At 40.3% G+C, this 16,286-nt stretch carries 10 protein-coding genes and 1 tRNA gene; 1 reads left to right on the top strand and 10 read right to left on the bottom strand.

Features of this window, described 5'->3' with window-relative positions; genetic code table 11:
• Nucleotides 1-27: 27 nt before the first annotated feature.
• The 10 genes from DWX23_RS14915 to panC form a co-directional block, all read right to left on the bottom strand.
• On the bottom strand, nt 28-1,851 hold the full coding sequence (locus DWX23_RS14915) for a RagB/SusD family nutrient uptake outer membrane protein (protein ID WP_122375047.1): 1,824 nt from the start codon (nt 1,849-1,851) through the stop codon (nt 28-30).
• A gap of 19 nt (nt 1,852-1,870) precedes the next feature.
• Nucleotides 1,871-5,059, bottom strand: coding sequence for a TonB-dependent receptor (locus tag DWX23_RS14910; RefSeq protein ID WP_122375046.1), 3,189 nt, complete (start codon nt 5,057-5,059; stop codon nt 1,871-1,873).
• A gap of 688 nt (nt 5,060-5,747) precedes the next feature.
• Complete coding sequence (locus DWX23_RS14905) at nt 5,748-6,959, bottom strand: hypothetical protein (protein WP_122375045.1); 1,212 nt, start codon at nt 6,957-6,959, stop codon at nt 5,748-5,750.
• A gap of 40 nt (nt 6,960-6,999) precedes the next feature.
• Entirely contained in the window at nt 7,000-9,831 is a 2,832-nt protein-coding gene (locus DWX23_RS14900; RefSeq protein ID WP_122375044.1) for a hypothetical protein, read from the bottom strand.
• 258 nt (nt 9,832-10,089) lie between these two features.
• Nucleotides 10,090-10,163: transfer RNA gene (locus DWX23_RS14895), tRNA-His, on the bottom strand.
• Between the two features lie 98 nt (nt 10,164-10,261).
• Nucleotides 10,262-11,158: a bifunctional methylenetetrahydrofolate dehydrogenase/methenyltetrahydrofolate cyclohydrolase FolD gene (folD, locus tag DWX23_RS14890; protein ID WP_122375043.1), complete on the bottom strand. Its 897-nt coding sequence runs from the start codon at nt 11,156-11,158 to the stop codon at nt 10,262-10,264.
• Between the two features lie 18 nt (nt 11,159-11,176).
• Entirely contained in the window at nt 11,177-12,502 is a 1,326-nt protein-coding gene (ffh, locus tag DWX23_RS14885; RefSeq protein WP_122353799.1) for a signal recognition particle protein, read from the bottom strand.
• A 79-nt stretch (nt 12,503-12,581) separates the two neighbouring features.
• Nucleotides 12,582-13,904 (bottom strand): MATE family efflux transporter, encoded by a 1,323-nt coding sequence (locus tag DWX23_RS14880; protein ID WP_122375042.1) that lies wholly within the window; start codon nt 13,902-13,904, stop codon nt 12,582-12,584.
• Between the two features lie 111 nt (nt 13,905-14,015).
• The gene (panD, locus tag DWX23_RS14875) at nt 14,016-14,366 is read right to left on the bottom strand and encodes an aspartate 1-decarboxylase (RefSeq protein ID WP_122353801.1); all 351 of its coding nucleotides are present in this window, start codon (nt 14,364-14,366) and stop codon (nt 14,016-14,018) included.
• 153 nt (nt 14,367-14,519) lie between these two features.
• A complete protein-coding gene (panC, locus tag DWX23_RS14870) occupies nt 14,520-15,362 on the bottom strand; it encodes a pantoate--beta-alanine ligase (protein WP_122375041.1) in 843 nt (280 codons plus the stop codon).
• A gap of 101 nt (nt 15,363-15,463) precedes the next feature.
• On the opposite strand from panC, the gene DWX23_RS14865 reads away from it, so the two are divergent.
• Nucleotides 15,464-16,282, top strand: coding sequence for a glycogen/starch synthase (locus DWX23_RS14865; protein ID WP_122353803.1), 819 nt, complete (start codon nt 15,464-15,466; stop codon nt 16,280-16,282).
• Nucleotides 16,283-16,286: the final 4 nt, after the last annotated feature.

The raw sequence follows: 16,286 nt of genomic DNA, 5'->3' as shown, positions 1-16,286 counted from the left end.
TAGATTCTTTTCAAGTTATACAGCATATTACCATCCCTGATTTTGCCAGGAAACTCCTGTTGTTGACTCTAAACGGGACACCTCGTCCAACGGTAATGGCAATAATAAATCTCTATTCTGATATCCACCACGTGGATTTGACGAGATGTTATACCGTTGGTAATTAAATGAGCCATCATTATTTTTTGTAATTCTCATTCCTGTCAACCAGCGGCATGTAGCATTCAAATTTCCATCCGGCTTCTGCCAACGACGCAAATCAAAATATCGTACCTCTTCCCAGGCTAATTCAACACGCCGTTCATTGCGGACACGCAAAATCATTTCATCTTTTGATAAACCTGCAGGTAAAGCTGGCATATTCACACGGGCCCTTATCTCATCTACAGCAGCTTTAGCCTCTGCTATATGTCCCGATTCTGCTGCCGCTTCTGCATAATTCAGGATAATTTCTCCTAATCGGAAGAACTTCCAGTTTGAATTATTTATCGGATTCGTATTGGAAGCCTGTGGAGTAACTAATTTCCGATGATAATAACCTGTACGACTGTGAGCTCTGTCCGACGGATCCAGACTAATCCCATGTCGACCATCAACATAAGTTTCTACTGTAAAAACTTCTCCATTGTTCCATATTAAAGAATCACCATTACATAAAACAGTTGCAGTCAAACGAGGATCCCGATTTTTATATGGATTTTTAGGATCATACAGTTTATTCGCAGGATTATAGTTCGGTTGCAAATGTTTGTCGTCCAAATAAGGTTTAGACAAATCGAGTATCGGTTGACCATCTGCTGTTTCAAAAGCATCAACCAACTCCTGAGTAGGGCATGTACCACATTTGTAAGTACCATCCATACTACTTCCTATATAACCGACATGCCACACAAAAACACCACCGGCGCGATGCTGCCAAATCGTTTCTTTATCACGTGGTCCTGCTGAATAGTCTGCATTCTGACAAACCAGTTGATGGAAAGCCGCGGCACCATATGTTCCAAATGTAGAAGGATTTGTACATGTGGAAAATAATTCATACCCATTCTCTTTCAATTCCTCCACTGCTTGCTTATTCATCTGATAAGCTTCTTCCCAATGATCTTCTCCCTCATTAAACAAAGGACTGGCCGCAAACAACATCATTTTAGATTTAATAGCCCAAGCCAATGCTTTGGTTGCCCGCATAGCTTCATCTTCTGTTGTGATACGCCAGGGAAGTTCTGTAGAATTGAGACCGGCATCACAATCTTCTACAATAAATTTAACCACATCATATACCGTTTCGCGTCTTAATGTAGAAAAATCAGCATCAAACGCCACCGTTTTATCCACGATAGGAACTTTCCCAAACCATTTAACCAACTCGGAATAAAAAAATGCGCGCATAACATGTGCCTCGGCAGTAAAACGAGCACGTTCGGTTTCACTGTTAACTGCCGCCGTTCCTATATTTTCCAAAAACTGGTTGCACAGACGTATTTGTTGCCAGTATCTGGTCCAATAAGCACTATTGGCAGCACCATGTCCGTCGTGCATATCTCTTATCGGATGAGATGAAGCCGATTCATTCGCATTATACATTGCCTGAATACTTGTACCTTGCACCTCTTCCGAAGACCATCCTTCATCAGTACAAGCCGTCAATAAAGGATCGAAAAACCAATAGGCATACCCCTTTTGAGGAATATTGTTATAACAAGCATTCAATAAAGCCCCTACTTTATCCGGGTCTGCATATACTTCCTCCATAGTGAGCGTTCCGTCAGGAGCTACATCCAGGACATCAGAACAAGAATTCAATGTTCCCAGCAGAACAACTGAAGATATTAAGAAATATGTTAGTTTCATATAACTCTCCTTTCAATGATTAAAATGTCACATTAATACCAAAATTCATCATCTTAGTAATCGGATAATTTAGCTCTGCACTTTGTTCCGGGTCGATTGCATCTGTTTTCATGGCTTTCCATGTCAATAGGTTATTCCCGTTTACATAAATTCGTGTACTATTAATTCCGACTTTCTTCAAAAGCTTTTTAGGTAATGTATACCCTAGTTCTATATTCTTCAAACGTAAGAAAGAGCGATCCATAATAAAGAAATCATTTGCCTTCTGGCTAGTTCCGGGAGAGGACGCCAAAGCCGGGTATTTAATTTCTTCACCATTTGCATAACGTTCAGGAGTCCAGGCCTGCAAATGATAATCACTATAGAAACCAACCAAACCAAATTCTGTAGCTCCCCAACCAGTATATACACGGGATGCCTTGGCCATACCGGAAAATAAGAATGAAAAATCAAAATTTTTCCAATTTACAGAACCTGAAAAACCATATGTAATACGAGGTATATCACTATACTTGATCGGGGCCTGATCCTTCTCATCAATTACACCGTCTTCATTTATATCGATATAAAGAAAATCCCCCATACGAGGAGTTCCTCCTACCTGATAAGTAGCCAAAGCTTTGTCCAGCTCTTCCTGTGTATTGATATATCCATTACCGTTACTATAGTCTATTTTATATCCGAAACACTGTCCGATACTGTATCCTGTACTCCTGTAGCGATATGCATAATCAGCAGTCTTCTGTGCTTCATCCATAAAACGTTGGGTATTCTTATTATACGCAAAATTTCCCTTTACCGTAAATGACCAATCATCATTTAATCGCTTATTGTAAGTTGCTTCTAATTCATATCCATGATTATCAATACGTCCCATATTGACTTTTGGTAAATTGCCAAGAGCTACTCCCTGAATTTCCGGAACCGTACCACGGGAAATCAATACACCTTCACGTTTTTCTTTAAAATAGTCAAACGTAAAAGAAAGCTCATTAAACAACTGAATATCAATACCATAATTTTGTTTATAAGCAATTTCCCAGCTCAAATTGGTATTTCCTAATTTCCCTTGTGATATGGCTTGTCCACGTCCTAAAGAAGGTATCACTCCACCACCACTCGTAATGTTACTTATATACAGGAAACGTGTACTACCCAATTTATCATTACCGACTTTACCATAAGATGCCCGTAACTTCAAGTTAGAAACAACCTTATTATCTTTCAGGAAACTTTCATTACTTACTACCCAGCCTGCAGAGAAAGCCGGGAAAAAGCCAAAACGATGTCCCTTGGCAAATTGCTCGGAACCATTATACCCAATATTTACTTCTGCCAAATAACGAGAATCATATCCATAAGTAGCACGCGCTGAAACTCCTAACATATTATAAGGCAGATCCGCTGCATATTCCTGCCAATTATCACGCTGAACCAAAGCCATCCCCGTTACATCATGTACCCCAAATTTCCGGACATAATTCAACGAATATTGCATATTCATATAATAGTTGGTCGACATGGACTTCGAAAGAGAAATAGCATTATTTTCATTTGTTCTTACTTTTGTATAATAAGATTGTTCCTCTGCTGTTCTAGCGACCGATACACCATAAGCATCATACGAACGAACTCCCTGCAAGGTTGTCACGGCTTTTGAATCAAAAGAGATCATAAATTTGGTACTCAGTCCTTTCGTTATAAAATCCAGTCCCCAATCTACTATTAAAGAGGAATTTAAATTGGTATTTGTTTCCTGCTGATATCCTCTACGATTTATTTCCCCGTAAGTATTACGATCCTGACCGGACTGATTTATGACCTCACCAGCCGGAACAGATGTTCCATCTATCAATGTATAGCCATCTGCGGTCAATGGCCCCGGATCTGTTGGAGGTGTTCCCCAAATATAAGCCCTCATATTTTCAATCATAGCGGGAACGCTACCTCCAAAAAGAGTTTTTGTTTGCGGAGTATTTACTTTTTCCAAATAAGATGCCAGATTCAGAGAGAGTTTCAAATTGGAGGCAACCTTATAATCTAAGTTTGCACGAAAATTATAACGATCCGACTTATAACTTGGATCATATCCTAAATCTTTCTCTGATTCAGTACGGAACTGTCCTCCTTGTCCCAAATAAGCCGCATTCATAAAATAGCTTAATTTTTCAGTACCTCCGCTCATATTTACATTAACACGAGTTTGAGGAGACCATTTCTTAAAAAATTCACTATAAACATCTCTATCCGGATAAAATACGGGATCTTTGCCACTCCTATACATATCAATCATATAGTCCGTATAAGGTAAATCAGCTTCAGAATACCCATCATTACGAAATGCCTGATTACGTAACTCGGCAAACTCCCAGGAGTGAATACGATCCGCTTGTGCGGTAAATTGCTGCAAACTATAATCTGCAGAAATACTTAATTCTGTTTTTCCAACTTCGCCACGGCGTGTAGTAATCATGATAACTCCATTAGCCCCACGAACACCGAATACAGCAGTAGCGGAAGCATCTTTTAAAATGGATACGGAAGCAATCTCATTCGGATCCAGTGTAGAAATATTGTCGCGTGGCACGCCGTCTATTAAAATCAGAGGAGTTGCTCCATTTGTCGTACTTGCACCACGCAAATAGAATGTAACATCATCACCTCCGGGTTGTCCGGATGTCTGTAAAGCAGTCAAACCCGGTAAACGTCCGGCCAGGGCTGTCGACAAATTTGCAGCAGAACTTTGTTTTAACTCTTTTGTCTGTATAGCAGCTACAGCTCCGGTTACAGACACTTTCTTTTGAGAACCATATCCAACCACTACCACCTCTTCAAGTGTTTCTGTATCTTCCAGTAATGTAATGGACAGTTCTTTCTGATTCCCAACTTTTATCGTTTGCGTTACATATCCAATATAGGAAACACGCAATACGGACTGTGAAGTTACTTTAATGGAAAATCTACCATCCGCATCGGTAATTGCACCATTGGTTGCATTTTCCATGATGTTTACACCAATAAGCGGGAAACCGTCTTTATCTAAGACAATCCCTGTTAATTGGAATGTTTGCTGAAGAACTCCAGTCTTTTCCTGACCTTCCGGTATAACATAAGATTTTTCGGAATGACCATAGAGCGGGGTTAACAACAATGAGGTAATCAGTAAGGCGGATTTACCTCCTAATTTTGTTAATCTGACATTTTTCATAAAAGATTAGCTTATTGTTAATTATAAGCAGTTTGATAACAAAGCATATACATCATTATATATGTATTTGAGAGATTCATAAGTTTCTCCTATCCCAACAAAACAGAGAAAACTCACTTCCGAGGCAGTTCAGTGTATTTTGTTAATTTTTTCAATCATATACATTTTGTTTTATGACAAAAAAATCACAACTTCTATTCACTAATTGCAAGTATTTATTATTTAGGCAGTACTTCAGTTACGACAAAAAAGATCCTGCCACGAATCAAAAACAGATTATTTGCTTCGTATGAATGATTTTTTTAAATACAAGAAGTTGAATGAAAATTCCCAGGACGGGAAAGAATAGTTATTTATCCAGTTTCCCTACTTACTACCAGGGATGATTTACACAGGATAACCAAAATGGAATCTTTTAATAACACTAACCAGACACAAGATTTTATTATAGAATAATATGATTGACAAATCTTTTTGTCAATCATACAGGTTATAACCTGTATGATTGACAAATCTTTTTGTCAATCATACAGGTTATAACCTGCTTTTTTAGGTCTCTGTCCATCTGTCTCATTTATTTATACGTGATATAGATTTTAATAATATCAAAGGAACAAATTCTTTTTTTATTAAATATTAAAAAAATGATTTTTCAAGTTTCAATTTTGATAAATATATTTTCTGTTTTCTATTTTTCTAACAAATAAATCAATATATCTCCCGGAGATATCATCAGGGTTGCTGTATATGTGTCAGCCTGAACAAGACTACCATCTTTTAATACACGTTTTACGGACGGATCTGCATAAAAAGTAAGTTCCATCGTATCTTTCAGGTTTCTGTTTACAATAGTAAGATATTTTTTATCGCCATTTTCAATCAACGAAACAATAGCTCCATATCCATGTGTATCCAGCACCTTCACTTTTTCCGGAAGATTAGTCAATCGTTTCGTTCCTCTTGGTATCACACTTCCTGTATGTCTAACAGATAAAATTTTTGCACCTAAGAAAATTCCGGCAATTGATTTGATCTCTGCATTCATCTCTTTTACTAAATCATAAATTTCCGTCCGTTTACCATCCAGACCAATCGGTCCATGTTGATAATCATAGAAAGAGTCACCAGCCGGCGTCCAATAAGTAAAATATTGCAATCCCTGAGCTCCATAAACCAGGTCACTGTATAATTGTAGCCGTAAAGAAGCTTGTGTCGGAATAGGATACGGTCCATGTTTGGTCGCAAGAGCAAACGCCCAGAAATCTTTACCGACTTTCGCAGACTCATCGGAAAACTCTTCCAGATTTTCATACCATTCCGCTTTTAAGACATTATCACCAAGAACCGGATAATGGTCGAAAGATAGAAAAGGTAAAGGAACTTCTTTATTAAAACGGGAAACATACTCCCGGTAATTCTGAACACCTAAAAATTTTAAATGTTCCTCTCCTCCTGTTGGAAATAAATTCAGGTAACAAAATTTACTGTTGTCTACTGCTTGTATCCTTTTAGCCCAGGCTGCTAATGCAGCAAAATCAGCTACAACAGGTTCATCCCTTAAAAAATACCCAGCAACAGCCGGATGTTTCATAAACCTCCGAACAGTTTTCTCTGGTTCTTTACGCAATTCAGGACAAGCAATTATCAATTGAATGCCAACTTTATTTGCTGCATCAAGTGCTGTTTCCACCTCTTCCATAGTCGAATATTCACTAAAGTTTATGGTAAACCCAGCCTCTTTCAACTCCTTAAAACGTTCAACTGTCGCTTCATTTGCTCTAATACCATACCAAGCTATTATCGGCATTTGTGCAGACAAATTAAGTTTATCCTGCGCCTGTCCCTGTGCTGGAACGAGTAACAACAAAGACATTATCCCTAATATCCAATAGTACTTCATAACAACATATTTTTTTATTTATCTTCAATATAAAACACGATCATTTCAAAACGACATCTAATTTTTTTCCGGAATAAGCAGGTGAAATCGCCATAGTCAGATAACGACCGATCACCGAGCAATTGATCTTTTTACCATTAAAGTGAACATCTGCTTTTTTCACCTGTTCAGGAAGAGGTATACTTACTTTACCTTCACCAGCCACATATATTTGGTAAGAGGACATATTATCATCTACAGGCGAGAATGTAAGATCCACCGGACTATCAGCAAATTTATAATAGGTTCCATCAATAGTAATTTCACTACATTGCTGTCCGGAGAATGCGATCAACTGCTGACCGTCCAAACGAAACCCTAACGATAAACGTCCGTCAAATGACACCTCATGCCCATTTATTTTCGCTTGTTTTAGGTTTATCCGATCTGATGGAAGAGGATTTTCGAGTAATACTTTTGCATCGTCTTCCTGATTTCTTGAAAATCCGCCAAACCAACTTTCAGCATGTGTACGGTAATGTGCTACTACCATCGTCGTTGAATTCGGAAAAGAAGAGACAAAATAATCACCTGTCCTTGAAAGATATGACGGATTATCATTCACCGCGAATTTCCCGGTAGAAGGATAAGCTCCGCAAGCATTCAGTATTTCAAACAATGTACGGGTTTCATAACCCAAACTTGCCGATTGATCATCCCTCGGACGGAAACCACAATAACAAGCAATCCCTCCATTCGGATATTTTACCATTGTCCCAATCACTTTCTTATCAGAATGAGCTACAATCTCCGCATTGGAAGCCGGTGTTACAGGGTAAATACGGTCGACAATAAAATCTGTCAGAATCGCCTGCTCCGGAACATTAGACAAACTTTCTGAAAAATCAATTATTTTTCCGGATGCTATTTCTCCCATATAACAATCATGATGATATTGAGCTCCAAATAGTTTTTGCCATTGATCAATACAATTTACCCCACTCTTGTCAACCAGAGGTGGAGTACTGAACCAAACGACTTTTCCTCCTGCTTTAATAAAAGACTCCATCATATCCAGCAATCCCCTTTCCGGCAATGGTTCAAACATAACGACCAATGTTCCGTACTTCTTTTCTGCAACCTGAATATGTCCGTCCGATTGTACGGAACCCATTTCAAGCAGCTTATCGGCTGTCAGATAATTAGCATATCCATATTGTGTCATCCAACTGCCAAAACGCGGTTCTACGGCAACTAAATTCATCGGATAAAGAATCAATACCTCAGTATCACGGTGCACATTTCCCGTCATCAGGCGTATCGGCTCACTCGGACTGGCTCCATAGGCATAATTCACTGCCATTTTACGTTCCAAAGCCTTATCCGGCATACCCCAGGCTGCAGCATAAGCATTCGGATATTTATTGATCACACCAATAGACGCAGCCATTGCCGCCCCATAATAATTACGGTCACTCCATCCACCTTCTGCAAAATCATTACCGGTCGGTTGCAAATATTCACTCCATTTAAAATAATCGTAGCAAGCAGCAGATGCCTGATGCACTGTATTGCCCCAAACAAAATTGGAGGTATATTCATATTTATAACGATTGCTATAAAGTTTCTCACAATTCCAGTAATCAATAGTCGGACTTTGAGCCCACGAAGCATGCGCTGAAGTACTCAATTCATGGCCAAATAGCTTTTCACCATACTCTTTTGCATTTCTGAATAAATCAACAACATCATCATTCAGCATCCGGTAATATCGATCACGCAGCAAGAACGTACGATGTATTGCCTCCGGTGTTTCTCCCAAAACATATTGAATATTAACAACAGCATCAGTCGTTGGACGAAATATCGGAGCTCCATAAGCAAAATAAAGCATGTAACGATCGTCAAACTTCTGGTTATATTTCTCCGTATAGCGACGTGCCATATTCTCAGTCAAATAACGTTCTGCAAACTGCCCCTCTTCGTGATGACCAAAATAAAACCAATCCTGTTGAATATGCATTTCATCAGAGTAGAGAGAAGTCAAATTTACTTTTTTATCATGGTACTTTTTCAATAAATTATTTAGAAAACCCGGAGCATCCGGATCAAAATAGTCCATTTCCTGAGTTTCATATTCCAACATAACCATGACCCGGTCAGAACCTACACATTGTGTACCATCACCATAGATACGCAGGCGCTTCATCGGAATCGTTCCTTGCTCCGTAACTCCGATAGAATCAATCACCTCATATTTTACATTTTTCAATAAAACAATATCTTCCGGGTTTACTGACCGCATAGAGGTTGATACAACCTTTTCTTTAAAAGCATAAGCCTTTACACCTTTAAGTTTAACCGGAGTCTGTCCTTTATTATTTGTCCAAAACAATTGTTGCCACATCTGCAGACTGAATTGCCCTGTCCTAGGATTCCGTAACCCGACTTTATAAGCAAGCCAGCGCCCACTATTCCCTGTCTGATTCTTATAAGCCAAACCTAATTCAAGCGGACTAAGTAAACTCAGACACAGTCCCATATCCTGCTTAGATACAAAATCACTGATAATTCTTATCTTATCAACATATTCATCCATATCAGGAGTCAGATTGCGTTCCGTATTTTTATCAGTACGATATTGGCGGAAAAATTCATCAAATGCAACTATCAGTTCTTTTGAACCATAACTTTTTCCACGTTTACAAACATCACGAAGACTTTCCACCCGAGAATCATATCCTAATGAATTATCTATCTTTTTATCAGGATCTGTTAAATCATTCAATTGTTGATCACTTGTCAGAATAATTGTCTGTGCTTTTACATTACCGGTTACCAAAGCTATTCCTACAAACACAGATAAAGTCCATTTTACTATTGTGTTTCCCATAATCTCTAAATTTAAGTAATTCAAATATTATGCAACAAAAGTAGAATTCCTTTATTTGTATCAATTCACAATTCTGACATTTATGCCTACAATATTGACACACAAGTTTTCATAGCATATGTTTGTATAAAAACACTCACACTAGCCAAGCCTTTTACTATTAAGAGGGAAGAAAATCTCTGGCGGAGTATTTAGGAGTATTTATAGGATAAACACAAAAAAGCCACCCTTTAACAGGATGGCTTTTTATTCTATCTGGGTGAACGATGGGATTCGAACCCACGACCCTCGGAACCACAATCCGATGCTCTAACCAACTGAGCTACGCTCACCATTTCAGTCTCTTTGAGTATTTCTCTTTTAAGACGGTGCAAAGATAGATGTTTTTTATTATTCTGCAAGCGTTTTTCAAAGAAAAAATACAAATATTTTACTTGTAAATTGCTTTCTTCCCGGCTAACAGCGTATTACGCATCAAAGAAATGATTGTCATAGGACCGACACCTCCCGGAACCGGAGTAATATAAGAGCATTTCGGTGCTACTTCATCAAACTTCACATCGCCTGTCAGCTTATATCCGCTCTTAGTAACACTGCTCGGCATGCGGGTAGTACCCACGTCAACGATCACAGCACCTTCTTTCACCATATCGGCCTTCAGGAATTCAGGAACACCCAAAGCGACAATAATGATATCGGCACTCAGACACATTTCTTTCAGGTTGTTTGAACGACTGTGGCAAACCGTTACCGTACAGTTACCCGGATAACTTTTCTGCATCATCAACATAGCCATCGGCTTGCCGACGATATTGCTGCGTCCCAACACAACACAATGCTTACCGCTGGTTTCTATTTCATAGCGTTTCAGCAACTCAAGGATACCGGCCGGAGTAGCGGAGACAAAACAAGGAAGACCGATCGACATGCGTCCCACATTGATCGGATGGAATCCGTCAACGTCTTTACGATAATCGATCGCTTCAATAATCTTTTGCTCTGAGATATGCTTCGGAAGCGGAAGCTGTACAATAAAACCGTCTACATCCGGGTCATTGTTCAGTTCATCCACACGACGAAGTAATTCTTCTTCGGTCACATCATCTTCATAACGGATCAATGTGGATTTAAAACCAATCTCTTCACAGGTTTTCACTTTACTGGCCACATAGGTTTCGCTACCTCCGTCATGACCCACCAGAATGGCTGCCAAATGAGGGATCTTACCTCCTGCCGCTTTGATCTGGGCGACTTCTTCAGCCATCTCTTTCTTCATCTGAGCAGAGACCGCTTTTCCGTCCAGTAATTGATAATGATTGTCTTCCATAATATATGTCTTTAATGTTTATCTCTTTAATGAAGGAAATTTTTTACTTCCCGGTTTAGCGGCAGTAAGCATACGCATCATCTTACGGGTTTCGTCGAACTGTTTGATCAGTTTGTTTACTTCCTGCACCGTCGTACCGCTACCTTTGGCAATACGCTGGCGGCGAGAACCGTTCAGGATAGCCGGATTGACACGTTCGTCCGGAGTCATTGAATAAATAATCGCTTCAATACTCTTGAAGGCATTGTCATCGATATCGATATCTTTCAAGGCTTTGCCGACACCGGGGATCATGGAAGCGAGTTCTTTCAGGTTACCCATCTTCTTGATCTGTTGGATCTGGGCGATAAAGTCGTTGAAATCGAACTGGTTTTTGGCAATCTTCTTCTGTAAGCGCTTGGCTTCTTCTTCGTCGTATTGTTCCTGTGCACGTTCTACCAAAGAAACGATATCACCCATACCGAGGATACGGTCGGCCATACGTTCCGGGTGGAATGTATCGAGTGCATCCATCTTTTCACCGGTTCCGACAAACTTGATCGGTTTATCGACAACCGTACGAATAGAAAGAGCGGCACCACCACGGGTATCACCGTCGAGCTTAGTCAAAACAACCCCGTCGAAGTTCAGGCGTTCGTTAAATTCCTTTGCAGTATTAACGGCATCCTGTCCGGTCATGGAGTCCACGACGAACAATGTTTCGTCCGGTTGGATAGCGCTCTTGATAGCAGCGATCTCTTTCATCATCTGCTCATCGATAGCCAGACGACCGGCGGTATCGACAATTACGACATCGTTACCCTTTGCACGGGCTTCACGGATTGCGTTCATAGCGATCTCTACCGGATTCTTATTTTCCAGTTCCATATAAACAGGAACGCCAACCTGTTCACCGACTACACGCAACTGTTCGATAGCAGCCGGACGATAAACGTCACAGGCAGCCAGCAACGGCTTCTTATTTCTTTTGGTTTTCAGCATATTCGCCAACTTTCCGGAGAAAGTGGTTTTACCCGAACCTTGCAGACCAGACATAAGGATGATGGCTGGTGAACCGGCCAGATTGATATCGATAGCTGTTCCACCCATCAGGCTGGCCAGTTCGTCGTGTACAATCTTTACCATTAACTGGCTGGGTTTAACAGACGTAAGTACATTCTGTCCCAACGCTTTTTCTTTTACCGTATCGGTAAATGACTTAGCCACCTTGTAGTTTACGTCGGCATCAAGCAGGGCTTTACGCACATCTTTCAGTGTTTCAGCCACATTGATCTCGGTGATCTTGCCTTCACCTTTCAACAGCTTAAACGATCTGTCTAACCTTTCGCTTAAATTTTCAAACATAATTTGTATGTGTATTTATTTTTTTCTTTCTAATTTCTAATGTAATAGGGTGCAAAGGTAAGAAAAAGGATGTAATCCTCTAAATCTTTTTATTCTGCCACGCCGCTTTTTTCAAATAAATTACACTAGCCAACAACAAACCGCTATAATAAATCACCTCGGTCAGGAAACAAATCGCCACCGGAAGATGCAAACGCATCCCCGCCACATAGATAAACAGCGTATAAAAGACAAGCGTCACCACCTCCATCGCAAAAGCCGAACGGGTATTTCCCGTACCTGTCACCCCATTAAATACGATATTGGCAACAGCTGCTATCAGCAACGCTCCGGAGATAACATAGAGCGAAGGAACCGACGCATGTATTAAAGTAATGTCATTCGTATAAATCGACAATATGGCCGAAGGAAAAATACAAGCAATAAAAACACAGCCTGCCATAATGCTCAAAGAGATATAAGATATCTTACGAATGATCGGGATAACCTGGTCTTTATGACCGGCACCGATACTGTTACTGACAAAAGAATTGGTTGCGGTCGATAAAGAATTGACCGGGATCAACAGAACGATATACACACTACGGACAATATTGGCTATCGCCAACTGCCGTTGTCCCAGATGTTCTACTGCTACAAAAAGCAAAAAGTAAGTACTCAGCGATATAAAGTACTGCAACATCGTAAAGATGGAGATATTCAACACACGCTTCAGTAATTCAATATCGAACGACCGGAATTGATTCAGTGCATACTTCTTTATATCGACCGTCAAACGGGTATAGACTAAAAAGAAAACGATCGACACACCTTCTGCCACCACCGAAGCGATAGCTGCCCCCTTGATACCCATTTCAGGAAAACCTCCTTTTCCGAATATCAGCAGATAGTCGAGCAGCACATTGGTCAATGCCATCACAATAGCGTTCAATGTCAGCACCTTTGTCCGGGTAATACCGATAAACAAGGCACGGAACATCACATTCACAAAAGAGAAAAAGAAACCGAACACACGCCAGTCGAGAAACTCTTCCGTCGCCATCAGGATCGTATCGGAAGAGATCATCACCCGCATAATGTCTTTGGCAAAGAAACGGGACAAAGTAAACATCACAGCAGCCAGTGCCAGAAGGAAAAATACCCCCTGTATCATGACCGGTCCTACATCCTTGTACAGCTGCTCGCCATTCCTTCGTGCCATCACGATCTGCGACCCGGTGCTGAAACCAAATGCAATAGTAAACACACATATATAATAGAGCCCACCCATCGCAGAGGCTCCCAACTCAACTTCACCTACCCTTCCCAGGAAAGCCGTATCGGTCACATTAATAATATTCTGCGCCAATAAACTCAGAAAGATAGGGTAACTTACATTCCAGATCTGTTTGTTTGTATACATACTCTATAATAATTTCAAAACGAAAACATAGGGTCACAAAAAAAGCCCGCCGGCATCCGGCGAGCTTTCTTATTTTTATTTCTAAAACATTTCAATTGCTGCTTCGATGCTCTATATCAGTTTATTGGTTGCTGTATCTGGAAACACAACAGCCGGTTTAAATGTTTTGGCTTCTTCAAAATCCATCATGGCGTATGACATGATAATGATGATATCTCCAGGCTGTGCCTTTCGGGCTGCCGCTCCGTTCAGACAAATCACGCCTGAGCCTCGCTCGCCTTTAATGATATACGTTTCAAAACGTTCACCGTTATTGTTGTTCACAATAGCCACCTTTTCATTCGGAATCAGGTTGGCGGCATCCAGCAAATCTTCATCGATAGTAATACTACCGATATAATTCAGATTAGCTTCCGTTACCGTCACCCGGTGAATCTTTGATTTAACTACCTCTATAAACATCGTTTTTATATAATTTGATTATCATTAAATGTCCCTCAAACAAAAGTAGGGTCTTTTGCATTTAAAATAAGGGACTTTTGTCTTCAAAATAAGGGACTTTTATAATCAAAAGTCCTGACTTTTTCCGAACAGATATATCTCCTTATTTACCAGCTATTTATATTTTACATTATCGATCAACCGAACTTCACCGCAATAAACGGTGATACAGCCCACTACATAATCGGCATCCGACCAGTTTTTAATCGATTCCATCGTGTATCCGTCTACGATTTCGTAGTATTCAACACGCATAACAGGATCCGCATTGATTGTATTCACAACAAATTCGATCACCTCCTGTACGCTTTTTCCGGCTGCAAAGTTAGTACTTTCTTTTAACGTACGTGCAATCAGGGGCGCTTTTTGACGTTGTTCCGACGTTAATCGGACATTACGGCTACTTAAAGCCAGTCCGTCAGCCTCCCGGAGAATCGGGCAGGCATTAATTTTTACCGGAATGTTCAACTGTTTTACCATCGCACGGATCACGGCGATCTGCTGAAAATCCTTTTCCCCGAAATAAGCATTATCCGGTTCCACGGCATAAAAGAGTTTGCTGACAATCTGGGCAACACCGTTAAAGTGTCCCGGACGGCGAGCACCTTCCATCACTGCCGATACGGTTCCAAAGTCAAAAGTCCGTGTATCCGGTTCGGGATACATCTCTGCTTCTGTAGGAGCAAATACATAATTACAACCGGCCGGTTCCAATAATGCACAGTCATTATCCAGTGTACGGGGATAAGTGGCAAGGTCATTTTTGTCATTAAACTGGGTCGGATTAACGAAGATACTGACAACGCATACATCGTTCTCTTCTACACAACGCTTAACCAGGCTCAGGTGTCCGTTATGTAATGCTCCCATGGTGGGAACAAAGCCTATTTTCCTGTTATGCTGCCTTTCTTCGGCAAGATAACGCTTCAATTCTTGGATGCTGTTTACTATTTTCATCTTTTTTAGATGCTTATTGACGGTGCAAAGCAAATAAATAATTACCGTAAATGAAAGAAATTTATTATCTTTGTGCCGTCTTTATAAAACTAGTTTACAGAATGGATGCAAAAAAAATCTTGTTTATAGCCCAAGAAATAACACCCTACCTTCCCGAATCTGAGATTGCAACGATATGCAGGAATCTGCCGCAAGGCATTCAGGAGCGTGGTCGCGAGATCAGAACTTTCATGCCTAAATTCGGAAATATCAACGAGCGACGCAATCAGTTGCATGAAGTGATCCGCTTGTCAGGCATGAACCTTATCATTGATGATACGGATCACCCGCTGATCATCAAGGTAGCATCCATTCAGGCCGCACGCATGCAGGTGTACTTCATTGATAATGAAGACTTCTTCCAGCGTAAACATACTGTTAGCGATGAGAATGGGAATGATTATGAAGATAACGACGACCGTTCGATCTTCTATGTACGTGGTGTGTTGGAAACAGTGAAGAAACTTCGCTGGATCCCGGATGTGATACATTGTCACGGATGGATGTCTGCACTGACTGCATTATATATAAAAAGAATGTATGCAGACGATCCATGTCTTAAAAATGCAAAAATAGTCTACTCTATTTATAATGATGACTTTAATTCACCGTTAAGAAAAGAATTGGCCCACAAGCTGAAAACTGACGGTGCAAAAGACAGTGACCTGAAAGGCATCAAAGCTGATACCAGCTTTGTCGGCCTGACTAAACTGGCTATCGATATGGCAGATGGCGTGATACAAGGTAGTGAAACGATCAATCAGGATATCCTGGATTATATCGCCACTAAAAAGGACACTCCGTTCCTTCCTTATCAATCGCCGGAAACTTATATGGATGCATTCAACGAATTTTACGATGTCGTATTAGATTCTAAATAAGTGA

The sequence above is a fragment of the Parabacteroides sp. AF18-52 genome (genome assembly GCF_003479145.1).
In the GTDB taxonomy this organism is placed as follows: Bacteria; Bacteroidota; Bacteroidia; order Bacteroidales; family Tannerellaceae; genus Parabacteroides; species Parabacteroides faecis.
The sequence above is the reverse complement of the archived record's forward strand: the minus strand, read 5'-3'. Positions and strand labels throughout refer to the sequence as shown.

Excerpts from the sequence above, each read along its gene's own strand:
- DWX23_RS14915 (WP_122375047.1), bottom strand. The coding sequence starts at position 1,851 with ATGAAACTAACATATTTCTTAATATCTTCAGTTGTTCTGCTGGGAACA.
- DWX23_RS14910 (WP_122375046.1), bottom strand. The coding sequence starts at position 5,059 with ATGAAAAATGTCAGATTAACAAAATTAGGAGGTAAATCCGCCTTACTG.
- DWX23_RS14905 (WP_122375045.1), bottom strand. The coding sequence starts at position 6,959 with ATGAAGTACTATTGGATATTAGGGATAATGTCTTTGTTGTTACTCGTT.
- DWX23_RS14900 (WP_122375044.1), bottom strand. The coding sequence starts at position 9,831 with ATGGGAAACACAATAGTAAAATGGACTTTATCTGTGTTTGTAGGAATA.
- folD (WP_122375043.1), bottom strand. The coding sequence starts at position 11,158 with ATGGAAGACAATCATTATCAATTACTGGACGGAAAAGCGGTCTCTGCT.
- ffh (WP_122353799.1), bottom strand. The coding sequence starts at position 12,502 with ATGTTTGAAAATTTAAGCGAAAGGTTAGACAGATCGTTTAAGCTGTTG.
- DWX23_RS14880 (WP_122375042.1), bottom strand. The coding sequence starts at position 13,904 with ATGTATACAAACAAACAGATCTGGAATGTAAGTTACCCTATCTTTCTG.
- panD (WP_122353801.1), bottom strand. The coding sequence starts at position 14,366 with ATGTTTATAGAGGTAGTTAAATCAAAGATTCACCGGGTGACGGTAACG.
- panC (WP_122375041.1), bottom strand. The coding sequence starts at position 15,362 with ATGAAAATAGTAAACAGCATCCAAGAATTGAAGCGTTATCTTGCCGAA.
- DWX23_RS14865 (WP_122353803.1), top strand. The coding sequence starts at position 15,464 with ATGGATGCAAAAAAAATCTTGTTTATAGCCCAAGAAATAACACCCTAC.